General features: G+C 58.4%; 17 protein-coding genes and 1 pseudogene. 11 read left to right on the top strand and 7 right to left on the bottom strand.

Annotated features, from left to right (window positions below; genetic code table 11):
* Positions 1-11 precede the first annotated feature (11 nt).
* The 4 genes from V7080_RS02000 to V7080_RS01985 all read left to right on the top strand — a co-directional run bounded on the left by V7080_RS02000 (position 12) and on the right by V7080_RS01985 (position 10335).
* Positions 12-6143: an amino acid adenylation domain-containing protein gene (locus V7080_RS02000; RefSeq protein ID WP_334186719.1), complete on the top strand. Its 6132-nt coding sequence runs from the start codon at positions 12-14 to the stop codon at positions 6141-6143.
* A 62-nt stretch (positions 6144-6205) separates the two neighbouring features.
* Positions 6206-8080 carry an ATP-binding cassette domain-containing protein gene (locus V7080_RS01995; RefSeq protein ID WP_334186715.1) on the top strand — a complete coding sequence of 625 codons (1875 nt, stop codon included), beginning with the start codon at positions 6206-6208 and terminating at the stop codon, positions 8078-8080.
* A gap of 95 nt (positions 8081-8175) precedes the next feature.
* Positions 8176-9867: a carbamoyltransferase N-terminal domain-containing protein gene (locus tag V7080_RS01990; RefSeq protein ID WP_334186714.1), complete on the top strand. Its 1692-nt coding sequence runs from the start codon at positions 8176-8178 to the stop codon at positions 9865-9867.
* 105 nt (positions 9868-9972) lie between these two features.
* The gene (locus V7080_RS01985) at positions 9973-10335 is read left to right on the top strand and encodes a nuclear transport factor 2 family protein (protein WP_334186713.1); all 363 of its coding nucleotides are present in this window, start codon (positions 9973-9975) and stop codon (positions 10333-10335) included.
* Positions 10336-10355: 20 nt separating this feature from the next.
* Here the strand turns inward: V7080_RS01985 and V7080_RS01980 are convergent, their stop codons facing one another.
* Together V7080_RS01980 and V7080_RS01975 are read right to left on the bottom strand one after the other, a co-directional pair.
* On the bottom strand, positions 10356-11990 hold the full coding sequence (locus V7080_RS01980; RefSeq protein WP_334186712.1) for an MBL fold metallo-hydrolase: 1635 nt from the start codon (positions 11988-11990) through the stop codon (positions 10356-10358).
* 44 nt (positions 11991-12034) lie between these two features.
* Positions 12035-13645, bottom strand: coding sequence for an MBL fold metallo-hydrolase (locus V7080_RS01975; protein WP_334186711.1), 1611 nt, complete (start codon positions 13643-13645; stop codon positions 12035-12037).
* A 533-nt stretch (positions 13646-14178) separates the two neighbouring features.
* On the opposite strand from V7080_RS01975, the gene V7080_RS01970 reads away from it, so the two are divergent.
* The 7 genes and pseudogenes from V7080_RS01970 to V7080_RS01940 form a co-directional block, all read left to right on the top strand.
* Entirely contained in the window at positions 14179-14865 is a 687-nt protein-coding gene (locus V7080_RS01970) for a 4'-phosphopantetheinyl transferase family protein (RefSeq protein WP_334186710.1), read from the top strand.
* A 90-nt stretch (positions 14866-14955) separates the two neighbouring features.
* Entirely contained in the window at positions 14956-15483 is a 528-nt protein-coding gene (locus V7080_RS01965) for a VOC family protein (protein ID WP_334186709.1), read from the top strand.
* Positions 15484-15510: 27 nt separating this feature from the next.
* Entirely contained in the window at positions 15511-16821 is a 1311-nt protein-coding gene (locus V7080_RS01960; protein WP_334186708.1) for an aminotransferase-like domain-containing protein, read from the top strand.
* A 32-nt stretch (positions 16822-16853) separates the two neighbouring features.
* On the top strand, positions 16854-17033 hold the full coding sequence (locus tag V7080_RS01955; RefSeq protein ID WP_334186707.1) for a hypothetical protein: 180 nt from the start codon (positions 16854-16856) through the stop codon (positions 17031-17033).
* A 69-nt stretch (positions 17034-17102) separates the two neighbouring features.
* Positions 17103-18281, top strand: coding sequence for an alpha-hydroxy acid oxidase (locus V7080_RS01950; protein ID WP_334186706.1), 1179 nt, complete (start codon positions 17103-17105; stop codon positions 18279-18281).
* A gap of 227 nt (positions 18282-18508) precedes the next feature.
* Positions 18509-19432, top strand: coding sequence for an aspartyl/asparaginyl beta-hydroxylase domain-containing protein (locus V7080_RS01945; protein WP_334186705.1), 924 nt, complete (start codon positions 18509-18511; stop codon positions 19430-19432).
* 508 nt (positions 19433-19940) lie between these two features.
* A pseudogene (locus tag V7080_RS01940) lies at positions 19941-20730 on the top strand (helix-turn-helix domain-containing protein); the annotation flags it as partial.
* A 116-nt stretch (positions 20731-20846) separates the two neighbouring features.
* Here the strand turns inward: V7080_RS01940 and V7080_RS01935 are convergent.
* The 5 genes from V7080_RS01935 to V7080_RS01915 all read right to left on the bottom strand — a co-directional run bounded on the left by V7080_RS01935 (position 20847) and on the right by V7080_RS01915 (position 25398).
* Positions 20847-21116, bottom strand: coding sequence for a chaperone modulator CbpM (locus V7080_RS01935; RefSeq protein WP_334186718.1), 270 nt, complete (start codon positions 21114-21116; stop codon positions 20847-20849).
* 50 nt (positions 21117-21166) lie between these two features.
* Positions 21167-22111: a DnaJ C-terminal domain-containing protein gene (locus V7080_RS01930; RefSeq protein WP_334186704.1), complete on the bottom strand. Its 945-nt coding sequence runs from the start codon at positions 22109-22111 to the stop codon at positions 21167-21169.
* A 314-nt stretch (positions 22112-22425) separates the two neighbouring features.
* A complete protein-coding gene (locus V7080_RS01925; protein ID WP_334186703.1) occupies positions 22426-23217 on the bottom strand; it encodes a c-type cytochrome in 792 nt (263 codons plus the stop codon).
* Positions 23214-24839, bottom strand: coding sequence for a b(o/a)3-type cytochrome-c oxidase subunit 1 (locus V7080_RS01920; protein ID WP_334186702.1), 1626 nt, complete (start codon positions 24837-24839; stop codon positions 23214-23216). Before V7080_RS01920 ends, V7080_RS01925 begins: the two co-directional genes overlap by 4 nt.
* Complete coding sequence (locus tag V7080_RS01915; RefSeq protein WP_334186701.1) at positions 24829-25398, bottom strand: cytochrome C oxidase subunit II; 570 nt, start codon at positions 25396-25398, stop codon at positions 24829-24831. The genes V7080_RS01920 and V7080_RS01915 overlap by 11 nt, the downstream gene beginning before the upstream one ends.
* Positions 25399-25404: the final 6 nt, after the last annotated feature.

Genomic DNA, 25404 nt, shown 5'->3' with positions numbered 1-25404 from the left:
TGCAGGAAGGCATCCTGTTTCATCACCTGATGGAAAGCGAAGGCGACGTCTACCTGTCGCCGACCCTGTTCAGCTTCGACAGCCGTGAACGGCTCGACCGCTTCCTGCAGGCGCTGCAGGCGGTGATTGACCGGCACGACATCCTGCGTACCGCGATCCACTGGGAAGGCCTGGCCGAACCGGTGCAGGTGGTGTGGCGCAACGCGCCGCTGCAGATCGAAGAACCGATGCTGGATGCCGGGCAGGGCGCTGTTGCCGAGCAATTGCGTAAGCGCTACGATCCGCGCCATTACCGCATCGATGTGCGCCGCGCGCCCTTGCTTACGGTCGCAATAGCGCCCGAGGGTACCAGCGAGCGCTGGACGCTGTTGCTGCTGACCCATCACATGCTGATCGATCACACGACCCAGGAAGTGGTGCAAGACGAGGTGCAGGCGCATCTGTCCGGCCAGGAAGCTCGGCTGCAGGCGCCGCTGCCATTCCGGAATTTCGTCGCCCAGGCCCGTCTCGGCGTGAGTCGGGAAGAGCACGAAAAATTCTTCCGCGACATGCTGGCCGATGTCGACCGGCCCACGCTGCCCTTCGGCCTGACCGACGCCCACGGTGACGGCAGCAGCATCGCCGAGGCTTGGCTGGAAGTGGATGACGCGCTTTCCACGCGCCTGCGCAAGCTTGCACGTTCGCACGGTGTCAGCGTCGCGAGCCTGATCCACGTGGCGTGGAGCCAGGTTCTGGCACGCACTTCCGGTCAGGACGACATCGTTTTTGGCACTGTACTGTTTGGCCGCATGGATGGCGGGGCCGGCGCCGACCGCGTGCTCGGCATGTTCATCAACACGTTGCCGATGCGCATAAGACTGGCCGGGAAAGACGCGCAGGATTGCGTGCGCAGCACCCACCGGCTCTTGACCGACCTGCTGCACCACGAGCACGCATCGCTCTCGCTTGCGCAAGGCTGCAGCGGCGTTGCGGCACCTGCACCCTTGTTCACCGCACTGCTCAACTACCGGTACAGTACCGACGACGCGGTCGCTGCAGCCGACGCCGAGGCGAGCGCTTGGCAGGGAATAGAGGTGCGCAGCGGCGAAGACCGGACCAACTATCCGGTCACGCTCAACGTCGACGACCTGGGCTCCCGATTCCTGCTCAATGCGCAGGTACAGGAACCGGTGGACCCGGCACGCGTGTGCGGCTACGTCCGGCAGACGTTGTCCGGCCTGGCCGACCTGCTGGAGGAGGCATCCACGGAACCGGTGTATGGCATCGACATCCTGCCGCAGGAGGAAAGACAACAGATCCTTGTCGAATGGAACGCCAACGAAACCGCCTATCCGGATAGGCTTTGCGTCCATCACTTGTTCGAGTCGCAAGTCGCACAAACACCGGACGCCGTTGCGCTCATTGCAGGCGGGCAGCGCCTTACCTATGCTGATCTCGATTCGCGCGCGGAACAACTGGCCGCCCATCTGCGCCTGCTCGGCGTGCGCAGGGACGCGAGGGTCGCGCTATGCACCACACGCGGCGTAGACATGGTCGTGGCCTTGCTGGCGATCCTGAAAGCCGGCGGGGCCTATGTGCCGCTGGACCCGGATTATCCGCTGGAGCGGCTGGCCTATATGGTGTCAGACAGTGCACCGCTTGTCCTTGTCTCACACAGTAAGGTGCCTGAGGCCACGCATCAGGCACTTGCCGATGCCGCGCCGGCAATGATCTGTGTCGACCTTGATTCCTTCGCTGTGCAGGAGCGCACGCGGCATTCCGTTGCTGCGGAAATCGATAATGCGACGGGCACCGACGCGACCGCGTTGGCCTACGTAATCTATACCTCCGGATCTACCGGCTTGCCGAAGGGCGTCATGTTGGAACATCGCGGCGTCGTTAATTTCCTATATGCGATGCGTGACGCCCTCGGTGTCAGCGCGTCGGACCGGATACTTGCGCTGACCACGGTCGCCTTCGACATCGCCGGCCTTGAGCTGTATCTGCCATTGATCTGCGGCGCCGCGATCGTGTTGGCCGATAAGACCGATGCAAGGGATCCGGCGCTGCTGGCTGGAATGATGTCACGCTTCGGCGTCACACTGGCTCAGGCAACACCGGCCACATGGCGCATGCTGCTTGATTCCGATTGGTTGGGAACGAATACGCTATCGGCCATTTGCGGCGGTGAAGCCTTGCCAGTCGATCTCTCCGACCGCCTTGCCGCGCGTGTCGGCCGATTGTGGAACCTGTATGGCCCGACTGAAACGACAATCTGGTCGGCGCTCGAGGAGGTCATGCCGGCTCGCGTTCCGATGAGCGTGCATGAGCCGATCGGACGTCCAATCGCAAACACGCGAATTTATCTGCTCGACGAAACCGGTATGCCGGTACCGGTCGGCGTGCCGGGAGAAATCTATATTGGCGGCGACGGTGTGGCACGTGGCTATTTGAATCAGCCGGAACTGACGGCTGAACGCTTTTTGCCCGATCCCTTCGACCTGAAGCCTGGGCGACGCATGTACAAGACGGGCGATCTGGGCCGTTACCTGGCGGACGGACGCATCGAGTTTTTAGGGCGCAACGACTTTCAGGTGAAGATACGCGGCCATCGGATCGAGCTGGGTGAAATCGAAGCCTGCCTGCAACAGCATCCCGCGGTCGGCGAGGCGGCCGTGCTGGCATTGGAGGAAGAGGAGGGCGATCAGCGCCTGGTCGCCTTTGTTGTTCCTGGCACCTCAAACCATATCGATGAGACCGACCTGGCACAGGCCCATGTCGATGAATGGGCCGACGTGTGGGACCAGACCTATCAGCGCGACTCGGTCGACACGAATGGGATGGATCTGAGCGGATGGATCAGCAGTTATTCGCGTCAAGCGCTGCCCGCGGAGGAAATGCAGGAATGGCTGAATGCGATTTTGCAGCGGATCGACGCCACTGGACCGTGCGACGTCCTCGAGATAGGCTGTGGAACGGGTATGGTCCTGCTGAACCTGGCGCCACGCTGTCGCCGGTACACCGGCATCGACGTATCGCCTTCTGTCCTGGCGAAGCTGCGGCGGCAGGTGGACACCGATGAGCGCCTGTCGGACAAGGTCGAACTGGTTTGCGGCGACGCGGCTGGACTGGATCGCATGGCGCTGCCCGAGCGCGAGTACGACACCGTGATCCTCAATTCCGTAGTGCAGTACTTTCCAAGCATCGACTACCTGTTCAAGGTGCTTGGCCAGGCAATCAAACAGATAAAATCCCACGGCCACATCGTGATCGGCGACGTGCGGCATCTCCCCTTGCTGGAGAGCTTCCACTTCTCGGTGAGTTTGTATCAGAGTGAGGGCGAGACGGCGTCTTCCCGGGTGCTCGCGCGCGCACGCGAGCGCATGGCAAACGAAACCGAGCTGGTCATCGATCCGGAATGGTTTGTCACGCTCAACACGCATTTCCCCGAGATATCGGACGTGCAGATCCTCCCGAAGCTTTCCACCCATCGCAACGAGATGTCGGCCTACCGCTACGACGTCGTGCTGACCTTGCGCGGCACGATGTCGTCGCAGGTGCCTGCGACGGCGTGGACGGATTGTGCGTCGACACTGCCACGGCGTGCGGATATCGAGAACCACATCCGGTATTCACGGGAACCGGTGATCGGCCTGCGCGCAGTCCCGCATCCGCTGGCCGGACCGCTGGCGCGGGCTTGCGAGGATGCAGCCGCAGATACCGTCACCCTCGCCACGCTGGAGGCCGGCCTTGAACGGCACGACGACGAAGGCATCCTGCCTGCAGAACTGGAGCGCCTGTGCGCAGACCTTGGCTACAGCCTGTCCTTGAGCTGGTACCCCAACTGCCGGCACGGTGCCTACCATGCGCTTGTGACGAAGAACGGCAGCGCCGCTCCGGTTGCGTGGACGATGGCTGCAACTACAGGCGAGCAGCCGCGCCGGCCCGAAAGCTACGCAAACGACCCGCTGCGCGCAAGAACGCGCAACCTGCTGCAAAGCGAATTGCGCACGCATGCGGCCAAGTCCCTTCCCGACTACATGCTTCCATCGTCATATAGCGTTTTGGAAACTATGCCGCGTACGCAGAATGGAAAGACCGATCGGCTAGCATTGCGTGCATTCGGCGCGGCCGGCCACAGCGGGGTGGCGCGAGATGAGCCGCCATTGGGCGAGCGCGAGTGTGCCGTGGCGGGGGCTTTCTGTGAAGTTCTAAAAATGGAACAGATCAATCGAAACGACAACTTCTTCCTTCTCGGCGGGCATTCGTTGCTGGCGCTAAAGGTCATAAACATTCTTAGGAGAAACGGCATGGAGATGTCGGTCGCCGACTTGTTCAAGCATCCAACGGTTGCAGCGCTTGCAGCCAACACGGGGCAATCAGAGGAGCATCAAATGCAAAAGGGAATCATCCCGATAAGGACAACAGGGATCGAGCGCCCCTTGTTCCTCATTCACGAAAACACCGGCATCGAACTATGGTTTTCCCTGCTTGCCGAGCACATCAGCGACACCTTGCCTGTATATGGCCTGGCTGCCGTGCCGCTCGGCGACAAGCAGCTGCATACAATCGAAGGCATGGCTGCCCGCCACATTCGCGCAATGCGTTCAGTGCAGCCGAACGGGCCGTATCGCGTCGCCGGGTGGTCGCTTGGCGGACTACTCGCCTATGAGATCATGGCGCAGTTGGTGGGCCAGGATGAAGTTGTCGAGTTCGTCGGACTGATAGATGTCGGCAGACCGGAGTTCAACGGCAAGCGTCTGGAGATACAGACCCCGCAGACCTACCTGCTCGACCTGAGCGAAGGCGTGGCGCGCAAGGATGCGCTGACGGATGAGCAACGCGAACAGCTTTCGGCGCTCAGGAAGGCGGCGTCTTCCATGCGTTTCGAGGAAGTATTCAAACGTTCCGCGGAACTCGGCGTGTTGCACGACATGTTCGAAGGCATCCTTGTCAAGGAAGCGCACGACTATATCGTTCGCCTGATTGCACAAGAGTCGGCGGCGGAGAGCTATGTGGCTCAGCCTGCCCCCGTTAGCGTACACCTGTTCACTGCAAGCGAGCAGCCACAGGTTCCCGGGGTGGAGACTAAGGAAGACATCAGCATGGGCTGGGCCAAGGTAGTGCCGCAGAAACAACTGGAGATCCAGGTTGTACCCGGCAACCATCAGTCTATGATGGATCAACCGCATGTGCGCGAGCTGGGACAAGCCATCACAAGTGCGATCGGAAAAGCAGCCGGGATGACAGTCAATCCGGCCACGGGCAGCGCACCCGGTCACGCAGGCAATGGGCGCGGCATCGCCGAATTCCAGTATTGCCCGCAGGTGACGATACAAACCGGTGCCGCGGGGGAAGTGCCTGTTTTCTGTATCCCCGGCGCGGGCGATAACGTGATCGGCTTCATCGCGCTTGCCAACGCGCTCGGCGCCCGCTGGCCGTTGTACGGACTGCAGCCGCGCGGCGTAGAGGGCAGTCTTGTCCCGCATTCGACGGTGGAGGCAGCCGCTGCCGCCTATGTGCGCGAAATTGATAAAGTGAAGCCGGATGGCTTCGTACATCTGATCGGACATTCATTCGGAGGGTGGATCGCTTTTGAAATTGCCCACCAACTGCGTGCGCGTGGCCGGACGGTCGCCTCGTTGACGATCGTCGACAGCGAGGCGCCGGAAGGAAATGGCATCCTCGGCGGCGAGTACACCGCACTGGGCGCGTTGAAAGAGCTGGTGCGTGTGATGGAAATCGCTGTCGGTAAATCTCTGGGAATAGATATGGACAAACTGGATTGCCAGACCGAGGGCGAACGCCTGGCGACACTTCACTCCGGCATGGTGGCGGTCGGCTTGATGCCACCGCGTTCGTCGCCCAACACGATGCGAGGACCATTGCGTACCTTCAGCACCGCCCTGCGCACCACCTACAGTCCGCGGGCGGTATATCCGGGGCCCGTCAGATTGGCCCTGGCCACCGACTCAACGCTCGATGCACAAGCCGATCATCAGCAGCGCATTGAAACGCTCGCAGGGTGGAAGGCCTGTGCGCCGCAAGTGTTGTGTTGGCATGCACCTGGCAACCATTTCACCGTACTCAAGGCGCCGCATGTGCACGTTCTCGCCAACTGGTGGCGAGACGGAGTCAGCAATCCGGGAATGAAGCCGTCCTGACCTGGCACGAGACAGAGCCTGACGAAAACCAATATGAAAACTTACATGGAGAGGAGGCGCTCATGACTCCCGACGAAAAACAAAGGTCAAACCTTCCGCTACGACATATCAAATTGATCCTGAGGTTGATGTGGGATCGGCATCCGTGGTTGACGATCGGTACTGCCGCCAGCGGTGCCATTGGCGGTTTTACCGGTATTGCCATCGTCGACACCATCAATTCGGCGATACACGACGCCGCCGCCCGGCCAAAACTGATGCTGGTTTTTCTGGCACTTATCTTTGTGAGCATCTTGGTCCGGAACGCGTCCAGCTTGATCCCGGCTTACGCGGCACGCGAGATCGCAATCAGCCTGCGCGCGGCGATCTGTCGCAAGGTATTAAAAACGCCGCTGGAGGAAATCGACCGACGCGGGGTGCCGAATGTCCTGACTCTGGTCAATGAAGACATTGGACAGCTCATGGGCACGCTGCTCCTGTTGCCGATGATCTTGGTGGAAGCGATCACGCTTGCTTTCGGCCTGGGCTATCTCGCCTACCTGTCATGGGAGTTGCTTCTGATCACCGTGACCATGACGCCGCTAGGCTGGCTGATATACCGCGTATTCCTGCGTCGCGGCATGTTCCTCGCACGCAAGCAGCGCGACGAGGCGATTGTATTCAATTCGCACTCGTTAAGCCTGCTGTTCGGTATCAAGGAACTCCAGCTCAATGCACGCAGGCGGCGCTGGTTCCGTCGTGCCGGGTTCGAGTACTCGTCGCGTCGGTTGGCGCGGCTGGATTTTCTCCAGACAGTCTGGTACACGATCGGCGGCAACGCCGATGAAATCGTGTACTACATTATCGTGGGCTCGTTCATCTTCGGCGTTTCCTCGATCATCGCGCCGGAGCCGGTGACCCTGACCGCATCCATTCTGGCACTCATGTATGTCCTCGGTCCGTTGCGAACCTTGATAGGGACTATCCCGGAGCTTGGGCAGGGCGTGGTTGCGTGCGAACGCCTTTCCGACTTCGGGTTTCCGCTCAATGAGCGGGAAATCCAAGTCTTGCTGCAAGATCCACGAGACGGCGGACACCAGGCGCCCGCGCAATGGGTCTGCCTGGATCTGCAAGACGTACGGATGAACTATGACGAGAACGAACCGTCAGAGCAGGGTCAGGAAGGCAGGGATGGGGACGATGAAAGCGACAAGCCGGACGAACCGGTGAGCGAGTGGGGCAACGATGTGCGCAGCATGCTGAATGCCGGAAGCGCGGCCGACATTTTCGATGCGGAACGCAGATCAGGTTCCGGCAACCAGCGCCGGTTTGAACTGGGGCCGATCAACCTGCAGATCCGTCCCGGTGAACTTGTATTCATCGTCGGCAGCAACGGAAGCGGCAAGAGCACGCTGGCGAAAATCCTGACCGGCTTGTACACGCCCACGCAAGGACGGATCCTGCTCGATGGCGAGCCGGTCGATCCCGCCAATAACGAGCATTATCTTAGCCTGTTCACCTCGGTGTTCACTGATTTTTATCTGTTCGACCGCGTGCTTGGAAACGGCATTCAGCAAGAGAATGTAGCGCACGCCAAAGAGTGGCTCGTCAAGCTTGGCCTCGCGGACAAGGTTCAGATCGTGCGCAACCGGTTTTCCACTACCAAGGCGCTTTCCAATGGACAGCGCAAGCGTCTGTCGCTGATCTGCGCCTATCTGGAAGATCGGCCGATCTTCGTCCTCGACGAGTGGGCGGCGGATCAGGATCCGGAATTCAAGAAGTTTTTCTATGAAGTCCTGCTTGATGAATTACGAAGGCAGGGACGATGCATTGTGGTGATTTCCCACGACGACCGTTATTTCTCTGTTGCCGACCGTGTCGTGCGTTTGAAGGAGGGCCGCCAGGTCGGACCCGAAATTGGACTGGCACAGGAGCGATATGGAACGATGGATATGTAATGCCGCCTGCGACGGATCCGGAAACCGAAGGTCGATCGCACGGTGCAGCAAGAGCGGGCAGGAACATTTCAAGTAGTTAGTCACACGGGGGCAACATGCTTATCTGCGGAATCAAGCTTACACACGACGCATCAGTCGCAGTGATCAAGGACGGGAGATTGCTGTTTTGCGTCGAAGTCGAAAAACTGAACAACAACAAGCGCTACAGCGAGATCGGAGATCTTTCCACGCTGGTCGACATCCTCGATCAGCATGGACTGAAACCGGCCGATATCGATCGCTTCGTCCTGGACGGCTGGCATGGAAAGGACTCCTACTGGCGCGGCGAGTCGGTGCTCTCGCAGTCCAGTGAAGGCGAGGATGTTTCGTTGAAGGTCGCGCCGTACAACGAGGTTTCGATCAAGGACGACGTCCTGGCGCGCAACGTGTTTCCGTCCGCGCTGCCGCTATGCGGGAGGCGTTACGACTACGCCAGTTACATGCACGTCACCGGCCACCTCTTGTCCGCCTACTGCACCAGTCCATTCGCGGCAGCCGGGGAGAGCGCCTACGTGCTTGCCTGGGACGGGGGGCAGTACCCCCGGCTCTACTACGTCGATCCCGCAGAAAGACGCATCGTGAACAAGGGAAGGCTGTTCTGCCTGCTCGGTACCATCTATTCGATCATGGGCCATTACTTTGGGCCATACAAGCGAACCGAGGCGCAGCTCGCGCAGGACAAGGAAAAGCGCGACTATGAAGGTTACTTTGGTGGTTATTCGATCGCCGGCAAGTTGATGTCTTATATCGCGTTGGGCAATGTGCAAAAGGAGCTGCTGGCGCTGCTTCCGGTAATCTACGAGCGTGAATTCGAGGTCGCCAACACCTTCGAGCATCGTTTCATGCGTGCGATCAAGAGCGAGATCGCCGGCCGCGATTATTCCGATGCGGATGTACTGCTGAGCCTGCACACCTACCTGCAGGAACTGCTTGTGTCGAGCTTGCAGACCAAGATCAGGAAAGACAGGCTGCCACCTCAAAACTTCTGCTTCACCGGCGGCTCGGCGTTGAACATCAAATGGAATAGCGCGATTCGCCAGAGCGGAATGTTTCGCGCCACCTACGTGCCGCCGTTCCCCAACGACTGCGGCAGCGCGCTCGGCGCGGCCTGCGCCGAGATGATGACGATGGACCGGCGCATGGCGCTTGAATGGTCGGTCTACAGCGGCCCCATGGTGCGGGCCGGTGAAATGGAGCAAGGCTGGAACAAGCGTCCGTTCGATGTCGCGGAGCTGGCGTCACTGCTGGCAACGAAAGGATGTCCGGTTGTTTTCCTGAACGGGGCGGCGGAGCTGGGGCCGCGTGCACTCGGGAACCGCAGCATCCTCGCGCCGGCAACGGACCCCGGCATGAAGGTTTTGCTGAATCGGATCAAGAAACGCGAGGACTTCCGTCCGGTTGCGCCGATCTGCATGGAGGAGCATGCGCCCGGCATCTTCAGTCCCGGCTCGCACGATCCGCACATGCTGTTCGACCATGTCGTACTGCCCGAATGGCGCAGCCGGATACCGGCGATCTGCCATTTGGACGACACCGCCCGCCTGCAGACCGTCAATGCGCGCGAGAACGAAACGATCTATCGGCTATTGAGCGAATACCACAAGCTCACCGGAATCCCGCTACTTTGCAATACCAGCGCGAACCTGAACGGCTCCGGGTTCTTCCCGGACGTTGGCAGCGCCATGCGCTGGGGTGGTGTCGACCATGTGTACAGCGACGGTTATCTCTATGAGAGAAACGCCTCGTAAGAACGAAGCCGCGGCCCGACTAGCGGGACCGGATGCATGAAGCCCGGACTGCCGGGCATGCCCGGCGATCCAGGGCGACCTTGTCAGCATATCGGAGGAATGGATATGAGAGATAAGCTGGAACACGTCGTGCTGTGCATGTTTAACAGCATCGACGCATCCGACTGGTCGGCGCTCGATACGTATTTCCATCCACGCATCGAGTACCGCCGGCCAGGCTACGATGCCATACAGGGCCTGGACCAGTTGCACGTTTTCTACGAGCGCACGCGCATAGTCAAGAGCGGCCGCCATACGATCAACACGCTGTTGTGCGACCCGGAATCGCCTTCGGTCTGCGTGACCGGCGCCTTTCACGGTGTGGACAAAGGCGGCAGGGATCTGGATGTCGGCTTCTGCGACGTCTACTTGTTTCAGGACGAAAAGATCATTCGCCGTGAGACGTTCTTCAGCGTTCCCGCCGTCTAATTGATGAGGGCAGGGGAGCGCTAGCTTACCGCGTGTTCGGCTTCTTCCTGCTGCACATCTTCGATCACGATCGTCGTCTTCGCGGTAAGCAGGCGTGCGTCTGCCAAGCCCGCATTCTTCGCATCCATCAGGATCTTCTTCATCTCCTTGATCTGCTGCGCGTCGTCCGTATATGCCAGGCCGAGCAGCCATTCGTACCACGGCTCCAGGCCCATTGCATAGACATAGAGGCGCTTGGCACCGAGCGCGCGCAGCATGCGCATTCCACGCTCCGAGTCCGACCCATGCTGGCGGCGTGTCTGATCTTGCTGCATGGTTGGCTTGACGGGGAAGAAGGCACCGCAACTCCAGGACATCGGCGCACCGACGCATTCTAGGCCCAGGAATACGGTTTGTACCGGTCCGAGGACGCGCGCCAGATGTTCGTACTGGCGCGCATCGAGACAGTCGGAGTCGGCGGCAAACATCATTCTCTGCTTGCCAATCTCGATGACAAAGGCGGTTTTCGAGTGCGGCAGGTCCGAGTGTTCGCCAAGGAAGGGAACTGCCACGATCCGTCCGTCCGGTAACGGCAAAGTATCAAGGGTGTCGACCTCGACGACGTTCCTGAAACCCAGCTTCCGGGAAAGCAGCTTGAGCGAGATGTCACCATAGTGCAGGCCATGCGAGCGCGGCACCACCAGGCAGCCCAGCCGGTGGCGAATGCGCAGCAGGGTTTCCAGCGAGAAGTGATCATGATGGTTGTGGGTGATCAGCGCGTAGTCGATGTGGGCTGGCAAATCGTTGTACGACAGGCGCTTTTCCGTCTCTTCGGTTGGCGTCGGACCGAAGCAGGGATCGATGAGGATACTGGTGCCGTTCCATTCGATCAGGACGCAGGCGTGGCCGAAATGCTGCACGCGGATATGGCCAGTGCCCTGCCGGCGCGGTTCCGGCATCGGCGTTTCCGCAAACAGGGTGCGCAGCAGCGCGTCGGAGGAGGCGGGCATGTCGAGCAATTCGCGGATTGCGCTCAAGGGCTGAGGCGTCGTGTCCAAGGCGAACAGCGCATCCACCTTCGGATCGTCGAAGCGCACTTGCCAGTCGATTTCCGCCGTATTGGGAAGCCGGGGCGTGCTGAAAATGAATTCGCGCGACCTGTCGTTCTTCAAAGAGAATAGGCGAAACGACTGCAGGTGCGGCTTGTAGTGCTTGCTCTCGTAGAGAAGAGGCTCGATGACGCGCATGCCGGGCCGCGTGAAATAGTCGTAGACCAGTTCCACATAGCCGCGCAATTCATCCGGCACCCGGGCATAGAACGGAGCAAGCGGCAGGCCCGCGCTCGCAGCGGCGGTCAACTGTGCCTGGAACCGGAGCGTTTCCTGCGCCATCCGGATGCTGTTTGCATACTCCTTCTCCGATTGGGCGAGAAATGCTTCGACTTCCTTTGCCCGCACGACCGGGATGTTGACGAAGCGTCCCGCACGGTACTTCGGGTTCTTGCATGCTTCCACTGCCAGTTCTGGCGACTGCAGGTACTGACGCAGATTCGGCACCTGGTAATGATTCGCATACAGGCTGGCGGTCAGCGGTGAAATACATTGCGAGTAGGCGCTCCAGCGGTTGACCAGAGGCTCGACAACTGCGCTCTTCTTCAGGCTGAATAGGGGTTCCATGCTTTCTCTCCAACTCCGGAAACGGGGGACGACCAGCGCCGTGCTCAGGCGAACTGCAAGCGGTGATCAACTACAATGATTTCGCGCTTGCCGAACAGGCGCTCGGATGCCAGGTCGCGCGACCGGCAATACGCGATCAGCTTGTTGGATTCGACGATCGGCGGGGACTGGTCATTGTAGAGAATGCTGGTGATATGGGTGAACCATGGCTCCGCACCCATTGCATACACGAATACGCCGGACGGTTTGAACTGGTCGACGATCCTGCTCGCTTTTTCGAAATTGGAGCCGTTCAGCCGCCGCGACTGATCGTGTTCGCGCCGCAGCCGGCGTGTCAGCAAGTCGCCGTACAGCCACGACATGGGCCCACCGGTACATTCCATCCCGATGAAGATGAGATCCGGATTCGGCAGCAGCCTGGCGAGACGCTCATACATCACTGGATCGAGGTTGTTCGAATCGGCGAGGCACATCGCCCGCTGCCCACGCAACTCGATCTGGTATCCGAGCTTGCTTCGGATATGGAGATCGCAGTGCTCACCCAGGAAGGGCAAGCCAGTGATCGTGCCGCCAGGAATCGGCAGCACCTCCAAGTCGTCCAGCTCCACAACCGAAGAAAAGCCGGCCTTCTCGAGCACAAGTTTCAAGGAAGGATCCTGCACGAAACCGCCATTGCACTTCGGGACGACAATCGTGCCAATCTTGTGGCGCAGTTGCAGCAAGATCTCGAAGAGGACATGGTCCTGGTGATTGTGGGTGATGACAACGTAGTCGATGCGGTCGGGAAGATCGGAGAAGCTGTAGTAGTCGATGGCGGCCGTTCCCTCATAGCCCACGCTCGGGTCACTCATGATCGTGGTTGTGCCGTCTTCGATCAGAAGCGTCGCGTGGCCGAAATAGCGTACCCGGATGCCATCGCCGTCATGGCGTTCATAACGCCGCGGCGGCGCCTCATCGGTGAAATAGTCACCGAGATGCTCGATCCCTTCGGACCTGTCGGCGAGCGCCATCTCGAGCGCGCGGAACTCATCATCGTTGAGTCCCTGCTCGCGCGACTTGGCCAGTGTGTCATAGATTTCGTCCGCAAATGGTGCGTTGACAAGCAGGCCGCCGGATGTGTCTATGTGCGGAGTGGTCAGAACGAAGGGGCGGGCGTCCGAGGTGACCTGCCTCAGGAAGACCGACTGCAGGGCCGGCTTATACAGCGTACTGGCGTACAGCAGCGATTCGAATACGCGCAGCGATGGATGGTTGTTGAGGTCGTAGCCGAGCTCCACCGCGCCGCGAAGCGGTTTTGGCATCTGCTCATACAGATTTTCCAGGGTGCCGCCGTTGCCGTCGCGGATCAGCAAATCGTTGGCCAACACCATCGCATCGGCAAAGGCGAGCTGCTCACGCAAGTCATCCTGTAATTTGTCGAGAAGCTGTTCGGCAAGACGGACGTCGCCCGAGAAATCGATGAAGGTTCCGCCAAGCAGCGCAGGGTCCTTGACCGATTCGCGGTGAAAGTCCGGATCTTCAACAAATGATTCGAGCAGAGGGATCATGCGGTTCTTCGCGACCATCGAAAATGTGGCCGGCGAGACGAGGAAGGGCCACGCATACCAACGGCAAATGAGCGGTTCGAATGCAATGTTCTTCTTCAGGTATTTCATCTGTCCTCCTTGGTAATCCGTGGCCTTGACGGTAGGCTTGGTCTCCAGCCGGAAAAATCGCAAAGCTCATGCACGAAGCGTGCCTTGCGCAGTGCCGGGCAGCAGGTGTGGTCATCTCTCAGCAGAAGGAGGAATTTCGCCCTTCCGTGCGTTGTGTGCTACGCGCCGTGCTCCCGTCGGCGGTGTGTCATGGACGCACAATCTCTGCGCGGTGGCAACGAGCAAAGTTACCTTTTTCGGAATAAGGGCCGCCCGCGTCCGGGATTCCATCCAGCGAACGAGGCGGCGTACCTCGCCATCACACAAAAGCTCCTTATTTTTCATGTCCTTACGACGCGAATAACGATGTGGCACACAATCTGCAGAAGAACGCGTCTTGCATAAAGTTGTCGTGCCTTTACAGCGGTCGGTGTCAGATGCTCCAGAGATCCGGCGCAGCTCCGTCATGATCTCCGCATGTCCCGGGGCTCGAAATGAAGAGACAGAAAGGACAGACACGCATGGGATCCGGATCGGCGGACGAGATTATTCAGGTGTGGCAGCTTGCGCTGGACCTCGAATCCGGCGTGGTTGCCAGGCTCGCAACTGTTCTCCAGGAGGAGGAGCGCGTGCGCGCTGGAAGTTTCCGGTTCGAGCTGCATCGGAACCGCTACGTCGTCTGCCGTGCGGTCCTTCGCAAGTTGCTTGGCGGGATCTTGGATGTTGCCCCGTCGCGCGTAATGTTTCGCTATACCGACAGAGGCAAACCGGAATTGGACCACGCGATGGGCTCGAATTGGCGATTCAACGTATCCCATTCGGGCGGTTTGGCGCTTATTGCGCTTGCACGTGGGCGGCGCATCGGCATCGACATCGAGCTTGTGGAACGTGATATGCCGGACCTTCATGGCATGGCACGCATATTTAGTGACGATGAACAGGCAGCGATCAAGGCGCTGCCACCTGACCAGCAAGCGGACGGATTCTTTCGCTGCTGGGCTCGCAAGGAAGCGTTCGTCAAGGCCCAAGGCCTCGGAATTACTTGCGAGCTGAAGGATTTTTCGGTCGACATTCGCCCGGATCACGCTAGCGTTTTGCGTGCCGAAGGCTCGATGGTTGGCCAGTCACATTGGAAATTTGCCGTGCTCGACAGGATCGGCATGGAGGCCGCGGACTATGCGGCGGCACTGGCTTATGAAGGGCCACCGGCTCAGATTGCGTTCGGCCACGCTGCATCATAAGCTCGGCCTCTGGATGCTTGACGAAGTGGCCGCAGGCTGGATGGCCTGTTTTTGGACTACACAATGACTGGAGACGACGTGAGAAAAAACGTGACAGACGAACCCGCCATTAATGCAGCCATCGATGCCGCCACTATTGAGCCCCGCAAGTATGCCAAGATCGACCACATTGCGCTTGCCGTGATAGATCTTGAGAAGGCTGTGCATTTGTTTACCAACGTACTTGGTTTCAGCCTTATCCGGCGTCGCACCATCAAGGGAGAACAAACCGGCATGATTTCGGCGGAACTGGAACACAACGACATCAAGTTTGTACTTTGCCAAGGAACAGAGCCGGCATCGCAGGTGTCCCGGCTGATCGAAAACTTCGGACCCGGCATTGCGCATATCGCGCTGGCCGTCGACGATGCTGAAATGACAGCAGAGAATCTCGCGGAGCAAGGCATGCTGTTCGACACAAACGTCATCAAGGGTGCAGGCCTGCGCCAGGTTTTCTCGAGCCGGGATCACAACTCGGGCATGTGCTTCGAATTCATTGAACGAACAGGCGAAGAAGGATTTCTTCAGGAAAACGTACAGGAACTCTTCTCGCAGTTGGAGAAGAAGGGCGCATTCTGACAACAGGCCAATCCAGCGCACACCACAATGAATACCAGATCCGTCCACACTCGTAACACCGATGGGTCATCACGGCTCGACGTGATGAATTTTCTCAACGAGGTCGCGCAGAATTACCCGTCAGCGATCTCGTTCGCGTCGGGGCGCCCGGCGGAACAGTTCTTCGATATCGAGGCGTGGATTGGCCGAATTCCGTTGTTCGTCGAACACTTTGCGAGGCAGCATGGGCTGCCAAACGAAACCGCCCGCAATCTCATCGGCCAGTATGGACGCACTAACGGCATCATGTGCGACCTGATAGCGCGACAGCTCGCGCTCGACGAGGGTGTTTCGTGCCACCCCAGGCAGATCGTCGTGACCACAGGTTGCCAGGAGGCGATGAGCCTATGCATTACTCATCTTTGCCGACATCCTGACGACATCATCCTGACGCGCAGCCCAGCCTACATCGGCATTACCGGCATTGCTGACATGAACGGCATTGGCATCGTGCCATTTGCCAGCGATGATAGTAAGCCGCTTGCAGACGCGCTGGAAGAAGCTATCCGGAATGCGCGCTCCGAGAATAAGCGGCCACGCGCGGTCTATCTCGTGCCTGACTTCGACAACCCGACCGGCAGCGTGCTTTCACACCTTGAGCGCCAGCAGATAATCGAGGTTTGTGCCCGCCACGGCGTCGTCATTCTTGAGGACAATCCCTACGGCATGTTCAGGTACGACGGCGACGTTGTGCCGACCATGTTTGCGTTGGATACCAAAGGCTGCGTTGTCTACCTTGGGACGTACTCGAAGTCGATCTGCCCGGGCCTTCGCGTCGGCTTTGCAGTCGTGCCCGAAGGCGAAATGTCGGGCGGGCAGTCGGGTGCCGAAATGCTTGACGCCTTGTCACAGGCAAAGAGCTTTGCGACGGTCAATACGAGCCAGATTGGCCAGGCGATTGCCGGCGCGATACTGCTTTCCGAAGCAGGGAGCCTGCGTAAGCTGATCACGCCGGTCATCCATCACTATCGCACCAACCGTGATGCCATGCTTCACAGCCTGGAGGACACGTTTTCCGGGTACGAGGATGACGTGACGTGGAATCGCCCGGACGGTGGCTTTTTTCTGACAGTGCGCCTGCCATTCGAATTCGGGCGCGACGAGGCTGAGTTCTGCGCCAATGAACATGGGGTGCTGACCATGCCGCTTTCGTTCTTCGCGCTGGGCGACGACGGCCGCGATCGTGTACGGCTTGCATTCAGTAATTCGGATCCGGAACGGATCAGGGAAGGCATTGCGCGTTTCGGAGCATTCGTGAAGATGCGCTCGGGCCGCCAGCACCAACAGCGAAGCAGGTAGTACAGCGAATGCGAGCGATGGATCCAAGAACGATGCATGAAACGGCAATGCTGGAATACCAGGCGCACATCGAATCGAACGCAAGGACGTATGCGCTTGCAATCCATGCAGTGCTTGAACAAGGACAGGAAGCCAAGTTCTATACGGCCGAAGGGCGGTGCCTGAGCGATTGCCTGGCCGGCGCTGAAGCGTCACAGCCGTGGCAACGGTGAGCAAGCTGTGCTGAACGTTCGCATTCATGGCGGTCGATCTTGCCCGTACCGCCGAACCGGCGAAGCCCCATGAAATCGCCTTTCCTAACCCTCTCCGACTTTGAAGAAGCCGCGAAGCGCCGTTTGCCGCCCAGCATCTATGGCTATATCTCCGGCGGGGCCGGCGACGAACAGTCGGTACGATCGAACCGTGCCGTCTTTGATCGATGGTCCTTCATTCCACGTCAGCTCTCCGTGGCATCTGAACGGACGCAGGAGACCAATTTTTGGGAACAGCGTTACGCGTCACCATTCGGGATCTCTCCGATGGGCGTGATGGGCCTCTGCTGTTTCGACGGTGACCGGAAGATGGCGCGCGCAGCGCGGCAAGCAGGTTTGCCGTTCATTCTGAGCGCCGCATCCACCACGCCGCTGGAGCAGGTGGTTGCCGAATATCCACACCTCTGGTTCCAGGCCTATCTGCCGAGCTCACGAGAAGCGATGAGCGCAATGCTTACACGCATCCGACGCGCCGGAATACACACTCTCGTGCTCACAATCGACCTGCCCGTGGTGCCATTGCGAGAAGCGGAAATACGCAATGGATTTTCGGTGCCGTTTCGCCCCAGTTTCCGCCTGGTAGCGGGTGGCGTCTCGCGGCCACGTTGGCTGATAGAGACCTTCGCACAGACGTTGCTGCGGCAAGGTGTTCCCCGCTTGGAAAACCTTCGCGCCGAGCGTGGTTTGCCGATCGTGAGTCGTCAAGCCGCCCCGCGTGCGGGAAGCGGAGCACTCGGCTGGCACGATATCGAATGGGTTCGGGAGCAGTGGCCGGGCAAACTTATATTGAAAGGGGTTCTTCATCCCGCGGACGCGCGTAAGGCGCATGGCATTGGAGTCGACTCCCTGATCGTGTCGAATCATGGCGGACGTCAGCTGGACGGCGCAATAGCGCCATTGGACGCACTCCTGCCTGTCATCGAGGCGGTACCGAAAATGCCAGTCATGGTGGACGGCGGATTCAGGCGCGGTACCGACATTTTGAAGGCTCTCGCGCTTGGCGCCAGTATCGTCTTCCTCGGGCGGCCGCTCCTCTACGGCTTGGCTGTGGGCGGAGAAAATGGAGCACTGAGTGTTCTAAATATCTTGAAGCACGAAATCGACACAAGTCTTGCCCTGCTCGGTTGCGCGAGCATGGAGTCGATATCTTGCGATCTACTTCATCTTTCTTATTGCCCCACGACCAACAACGATGTGCGATCCGCATAATGAATCGAGAAGGCGGGACCGCATGGATGATCATGAACATCACGACGAGCAACGCCGATGTCGAAACTTTGGCCCGACGACCGTTTTTGTCGATGAAAAGAACCGGATCACTGGCTTGAAGGCAGCGGACGAGACACATTATGTCCGGCAGCGAAGCGCGGTCGAAACGCTGCTTTGGTCATGTGACCGGAAACTAAAATGGAACAATCGATCATGCAGGAGACTTTATGAATCGCCCATTGAAATTATCGGAAACGGATTCGGAACCCGCCACGCGCGAAGCCATCTGGCCACACATCATCGAAGTGATGAAAGCAGGCGGCTACTATGACCGAGTAATGTCGGCCGGTCCTGAGCTCGATCGCGTCAAGCAGTACTTGTCCATTCTTGAAGGAACAAGTCAAGAAACCAAAGCCCCGTATCAGGATACGAGTCTTCTGCCGGTCTTTCCCGGACTCGACTATCGGGCTGTTTACTCAGCCAGGGAGTACAGCGCATTGTCGGATGTCGCCGAGACGCTGAAGGCGTCCTACCAGACCATCCTCGCCGAAGCGGATGGCATCGACTATCAAGCCTATACCGAGGGCGGGCTCAACGGCGGGCGCTGGGATGTGTTCCCGATCTGTCACATGGGCGAACGGCTTCCTACTGCGGAACACGTTCCACTGACGACGAAGATTGTGGAATCGCTGTCTCTCTCAAGCCACGTCTATCCGTGGAGCGACATGATTTTCTCGTCGCATGAACCGAAAACCCATCTACTGCCGCATTACAGCGTGGACAGCGTCCGGATTCGCTGCCACTTGGGGCTGCGCGTACCTGCCGGCTGCTGGCTGCGGGTGGCGGGGCAGACCTTGACTTGGAAAGAAAACGAAGTGCTGTTCTTTTCGGATTCGTATCGGCACGAAACCTACAATGGCTCATCAGAACAACGAGTTGTCCTCATCGTGGACCTGTGGCACCCAAGCCTCTCGAAGATCGAAATCGACGCGATCACTGCAGGCTTCAGGAAGCGCGAAATTCGCGAATGGTTCATCAATGTCCGCATTCCAGAAGACTGCCCGTACAGCTCGCTTCGTTCTGCTCTCTTTCAACGCTTCCGCGAGAGCGACAACGACACGTTGATGAAGGAATATTGGGACGTCACCTGAAGACCGGATACAAATTTTTATACCAGATCAGTGCCTTGGACTTGTATACATAAAGCGAGCGCGACATTCGAAAAAGCGAACTGGCACACCTGCTTTTATCTTTTTTCACTCTTTGTAGTGTGAATGGATAAGGAGTCTAATGACTTACGTTCATGCATTTGCTGAATCCACCACTTCAATGCTGCGCCGTCCTCGCCTGTCCCTTTGCCGGTACTGCTTCCAGTCGTTTGGCCGCCACTGGCCATATCGCGGCACCACCGACCAAGAAGATTGGTACCAATTCCCAGGTCCCTGGCTATGGCTGCCTTACTTCATCAAGGTTGTGGTCCAGGCGCACCGCCCCCCGCTTGAACTCCTCAGAACAATACCTTCGTTCCCTTGCCCGCAATGGAATTTTCGCAGCTTATTTAACATAAGAAAAGTTATGCGATCCTAGAATGTAAGAGCAAAGTTCAAATGTCCGTTTTTCCGCACTATAACAGCATCGATTTCACGCTGGGAGGCGGACGTGGACAGAACCGGAACGATTACGATGGCAATGCAAGATCTGGATCGATTAAAGGTCATTGGGGCCGTGGTCGACGGCAACCTTCAACCTTCGCGCGCAGCGCAGCGCCTGGGCCTGACAGACCGGCAGGTTCGGCGTCTGGTCAATCGAGTCAAGGAGAATGGTGCTGCTGGCATCGTCTCGCGGCGTCGTGGTCGTCCGAGTAACAACCACCTGCCGCAAGACCTGACCAAGATAGCGTTGAACCTGATCCGGGCTCGCTACGCTGATTTTGGCCTGCGAGCTGGTTCAAATCGATGGCAGCGACCAGGCCTGGTTTGAAGGCCGCGGCCCGAGCTGCACGCTGTTGGTGTCCATCGATGATGCCACTAGCCAATTGATGCACTTGCACTTCACGTACTCGGAATCGACATTCAGCTACTTCGACGCCACCAAACGCTACCTGCAGCCGCAGGCGTTCTACAGTGACAAGGCCTCGATCTTCCGGGTCAACCGCAAGCAGGTCGACAATGAGCATGGCGTAACGCACTTCGGGCGGGTGCTGTACCAGCTCAATATCGAGAGCCTGTGTGCCAACAGTAGCCAGGCCAAGGGCCGCGTGGCGCGAGCCAACCTGACGCTGCAGGACCGGCTGGTCAAGGAATTGCGACTGGAAGGCATTTCCACCATGGCGGCGGCGAATGCCCATGCGCCCTCTTTCATTGCCGACTATAGCCGGCGCTTTGCCAAACCGCCGCGCAATGACTGGAATGCGCACCGGTCAGTACGTCAAGACGAGGATCTGGACTTATCGTCACGAGCGCGCCAACATGGCCATCGGCGGCATCACACCGAAACAGAGACCGGCCTTGGCCGCATAGTTTCTCGTATCAGGCCGCTTCAAAATTGGGGGGATTACCGAGGCACCTATATTTGCCTACCCTGCTTCGCCCGAGTCGCCGCCAGTTCCGCCTCCAGTTCGTCTATCCGCCGCAATAACGTTAGCGCCAATGCCACGCCATGTCGGTCGAGTTGAAAATCGTCGCGCAGGCGCCGTGCTGTGTTGACCGTCACAATGTATCGAAGTTGAAAATAGTGAGGTTGCGTCCTTTGGTCCACCGGCGCAATCACGCCGCTCACGACCAGATCTTCGATCTCCTCGACTGACAATCCTGAAACTTCCACTAGATGGTCCATGTGACAAACCTGGGTGTCGTTGAGCCAGATCGAATCTGCCTGTTGCATGTTCATGGCGCCACTCCTTTCTCAAAGTGTTCGCGCGGGTTGAATGCAGACGTCGACGCGAGCTTTTCATATAGTGTGCGTTCATCGCCGCCGACCGTCTTCGGCACATCGATTCTGACTATTGCATACAACGCACCCACATTGCCATCCGCCCCTGTCAGCCCACGTTTTGCCAGTCGCAATTTTTGGCCGCTTACCGTTCCCGGTTTGACAGTGAGTTCCACCGCACCAGCCAAAGTGGGAATTTTGATGTCCGCACCGAGCACTGCTTCCCATGGCGCCAGCGGCAAGTCGATATAGAGATCGCGCCCGCTTACCCGATACAAGGGATGCGGCTGCAATGCAAGCGCGACGTACAAGTCGCCCGGCCGGCCGCCGTTGAATCCGGGGCCGCCCTTGCCTGCCAGACGCAGACGCTGCCCATCGGCTGCACCTTTGGGAACGGTGATGCGAAACGTACGTGTGACACGATGGGCGAGGCCGTTTTGATCGTACTCTGGCAGTTGCGTGCGGACTTCAATCTCTGCGCCGTTGAAAATTTGCTCGATCGTTACAGGCGCTGCAATTTCATAGTCCTGTCCCGGTTGAGAAAACTTTTCACGGCCCTGTCCAGCGCGCCGCGACCGGCCAAAGCTTGCAAACAAATCGGCGAGGTCAACGTCATCAAAGCCTGACCCGTCCGTATGAAATTCCCGTTGCCACTCAGGAGGCGGAGTAAATTGCTGACCGGGCGCATGTTTACCCAGATCATCATAGGCTTGGCGCTTCTCCGGATCTTTCAAGGTTGCGTACGCTTCTCCGATTTCCTTGAATTTTTCTTCGCCTTTCGGATCTTTCGAAATATCGGGGTGATACTCATGTGCAAGCTTGCGATAGGCTTTTTTAATCTCATCCTGGGTGGCGTTGCGCTCGACCCCAAGCGCCTGGTAGTAATCCTTGAATTTCATTTGAACCCTCTATCCGAAATCTTTAGCCGTCCATTTTCATCTGATCCATCGCGCCGCTCAGCTCGATCCACCCCTCCGCGCAATCAGCTCATGATGGTCTGATCATTGGCCCGGACACCAGTCCGCGTTTCGATGTCAACATCGCTGTTCTCATATCAAATATAAACGGTGGAGTGTTGATGCAATCCTTTTGCGTATCGACGAAACCGCAAATGTCATCTCGGCCCACCCTCAGCGAGGCTGAGTTATTACTCTCGCGCCTCAAAGCACAAGGACAGGTGGGACGACTGGAGAAGGTTGGCGGCATTCGGACGCTATCGTCGTGAATAATACCGGGCCACGATTTCTATTTCCTCGGGCGTCATCTGCCGGGCGATGTTTCGCATCTGGCCGTGGATATCATTGCGGCGTGTCCCGTTGGCGAACGCGTACAGCTGGTCGCGGATATAGGACGCTGGTTCCCCATCCAGCAACGGACTCGCTGTCTTGACATCGCTGCCGCCATGGCAGGAAGCGCAAGGCGCGATATTGCGCATCGGCGAGCCGACTTGCACGATGGCGGGGGCTTTGAGCTGGTCCCCCAGCGTGTTGTGCTGCGTCAGTTTTGGCAGGTAGGCATAGTAAGACGCCAGGTCGCGCATGTCCTGGTCACTCAGGTCGCGGACGAGCGGAGCCATTACGGCGCTTTCCCGATGCCCGGATTTATAGTCGCGTAATTGCTTGTAGATCGCTTCCGCATACTGACCCGCCAGGTTTGGCGTGCTTGCCTCGCTCATTCCGCGAACGCCATGACACATGGTGCACCGCATAGCCAGTGTTGCGCCGCGCCCAACGGACAGATTATCGGAAGCCAGCATCTGAGGCGATACAATCACCTCGCTGGATTGAATTACCTTTCCGTCCGATTTGCCGGGCGATTCAGTCGCGCTGGCGACACCAGCGGCCCGACAGATGGCATCCCATAATCCGGTAATGGTTTTGTCATTTTGCTTGTAGGGTACCCAGACAAACCCGACCAGCACGGAAATGAGCGCAGTCGCGATAACACCGCCAACCGACCAGGTGAACCACGGATTTTTCAGCGAAAAAAGGCGCTCGGTGCTCATCGCTTTACTCCCACGGGTATGGCGGGAACGGACGTTTCTTCGACAGCCATCAGCTTGGCGATCGGAAAACCATAATTTACCAGCGTCAGGCCGATCATCAGCGCCAGCCACAGCGCGAAGCTGTTCAATGCGATCGGTACCCGGCTGGGCTGGTGCACCGGTATGCTGAACCGGAATTCCGGCAGCTTGATCTGCGAGCCGAGATGCCCTCGCGCCAGCACGATGATGAAGAGAACCGCCGAAGCGACCAGCAGCAGGCCGCCGAAAAAGGTGATGAGCACCGACAGCGCCTGCGGTGAAATCGCGGGGTCGCTGTAATCAAAATACGCCATGCGCCTCGGGATGCTCAGTATTCCCGCATAGTGCCACGGGAAGGTCACCACGATCATGCCGATGAACCATAACCACAGCTGCATGCGCATCAGCCGCAGGCTGTCGAGCGCCTTGCCGGTGAGATGGGGCCACAGGTCGTATGCGATGGCAAAGTACATGATGACGATGGCACCGCCAAAGATTAAATGGAAATGCCCGGTAATCCACTGGGTGTTATGGACGGTAAAATCCATCTTGTAACTCATGTTGATGATTCCACCCGCACCGCCAAATCCCAGCATGATGAACGAGAAGGCGATCGCCAGCATCATCGGATTTTTCCACGGCAGCGCCTTGACCCATCCCAGCAGTCCCTTGCCTCCGCGCAGCCGGCCGGCTATTTCAACCGATGCGGTGATGGTGAAAACCGTCAACAGCGTGGGCACCGATACCATCCCGGTAAAAATCGCGTGCAGCAGCTTGAACCCCTCACCAACCTGTGGATCCTGGAATACATGGTGAATCCCGATGGGCATCGAGAATACAAGGAATAGGACAAATGCCACGCGTCCCATCATGTCGCTGTAAAGCCTGCCGCCGATCGCACGCGGAATCAGGGTATAGAAAGCGATATACGCCGGAAAGAGCCAGAAATAAACAATGGCGTGCAAGGTCCAGGAAAACAGGATGCGCGCCAGGCCGGCATCGATGGTGTTCCTGAACCCCAGTGCGACCGGCAGAATCTGGAACAGGATTTCCAGCGATGCACCAACCGAAGTCCATGCCCACAGATAGGCGCCAGCGACATTTGCAAACATCGGCAACGGGATGGGTGTACCGGGATTGTCCTTTTTCCAGAGCCGCAGATTGATGGACATGAGGGCCACCCAGATCCACGAGCCGACCACCACCAGTACCACGCCAATATAGAAAAACGCATTGCCGATCATCGGTGGATAAAATGTGTACAGAACCGACGCCAGACCCATTGCCACCGGCACCATCGCGACTATGGTACCGACGACGATCAGTATGTAGCCGGCCCATGCCCATCTGAGGCCGACCAATGGTCGCTTCAGCGCCAGTTCCACGATCGCGTAGCCGAATCCCATGGCGACCAGTGTAGGAAAGACATAGGCCATGGCCGACCCATGGGCAGTTACCGACCGGTAATACAGTTCCGGATTGCTGAGTCCCGGATGCAAGGGGCTACGCACATACATCTGCCACTCGCCCAGGATCAGCGCAATCAGGAATGCGATGAAGGCCAGCCAGAAATGGGCCAATACCAGTTTTCTGCTATTGAACACAGCTTTGCCTCCGCTGATTTTCGGACTGCTTGAAGAATGTGTCCTTATCAATCACCTTGACCCTTGCCCACATGCCGGCGTGCCCGACGCCGCAGAATTCATGGCAAGGCATGACATGCATCGCCGGGCGCTTGAACGTGGTGTGGAACGTGGAGATATAACCAGGCTCCAGCATCACGTTCACATTGGTTTCAGCGATGATGAATCCGTGGATGACGTCACCGCTCGTCCCCCTGAACTTGACCGGTGTCCTGTCCGGAACCAGGATGCATTGCGGCGTGAATGAATATTGCTGGCCGACGACACGAACCGTCACAGAGCCGTCCGGCTCAACCGCTGAGCCAAGATTCTCCTCGGTGAATTCGCCGGAAATGTGGAGCGTGGACGGGTTGATGGTCTCGACACCCTTGGAGGGCATCATCACCCAATGCAGACTGGTATAGGCGATCACGCCAAGCAGCAAGGCGATAACGGCAATGACGAATATTGCCCATCGCCATTCGGCTTTGGCGGCAACCTGGCTACTATCGTGATGACTGGCTTTGGACGGTGTCGACATAGGCAA

It is taken from the genome of Noviherbaspirillum sp. (assembly GCF_036846085.1).
Lineage (GTDB): Bacteria > Pseudomonadota > Gammaproteobacteria > Burkholderiales > Burkholderiaceae_D > Noviherbaspirillum.
Note: the sequence above shows the minus strand (reverse complement) of the source record. Positions and strands in the feature narration are given on the sequence as shown.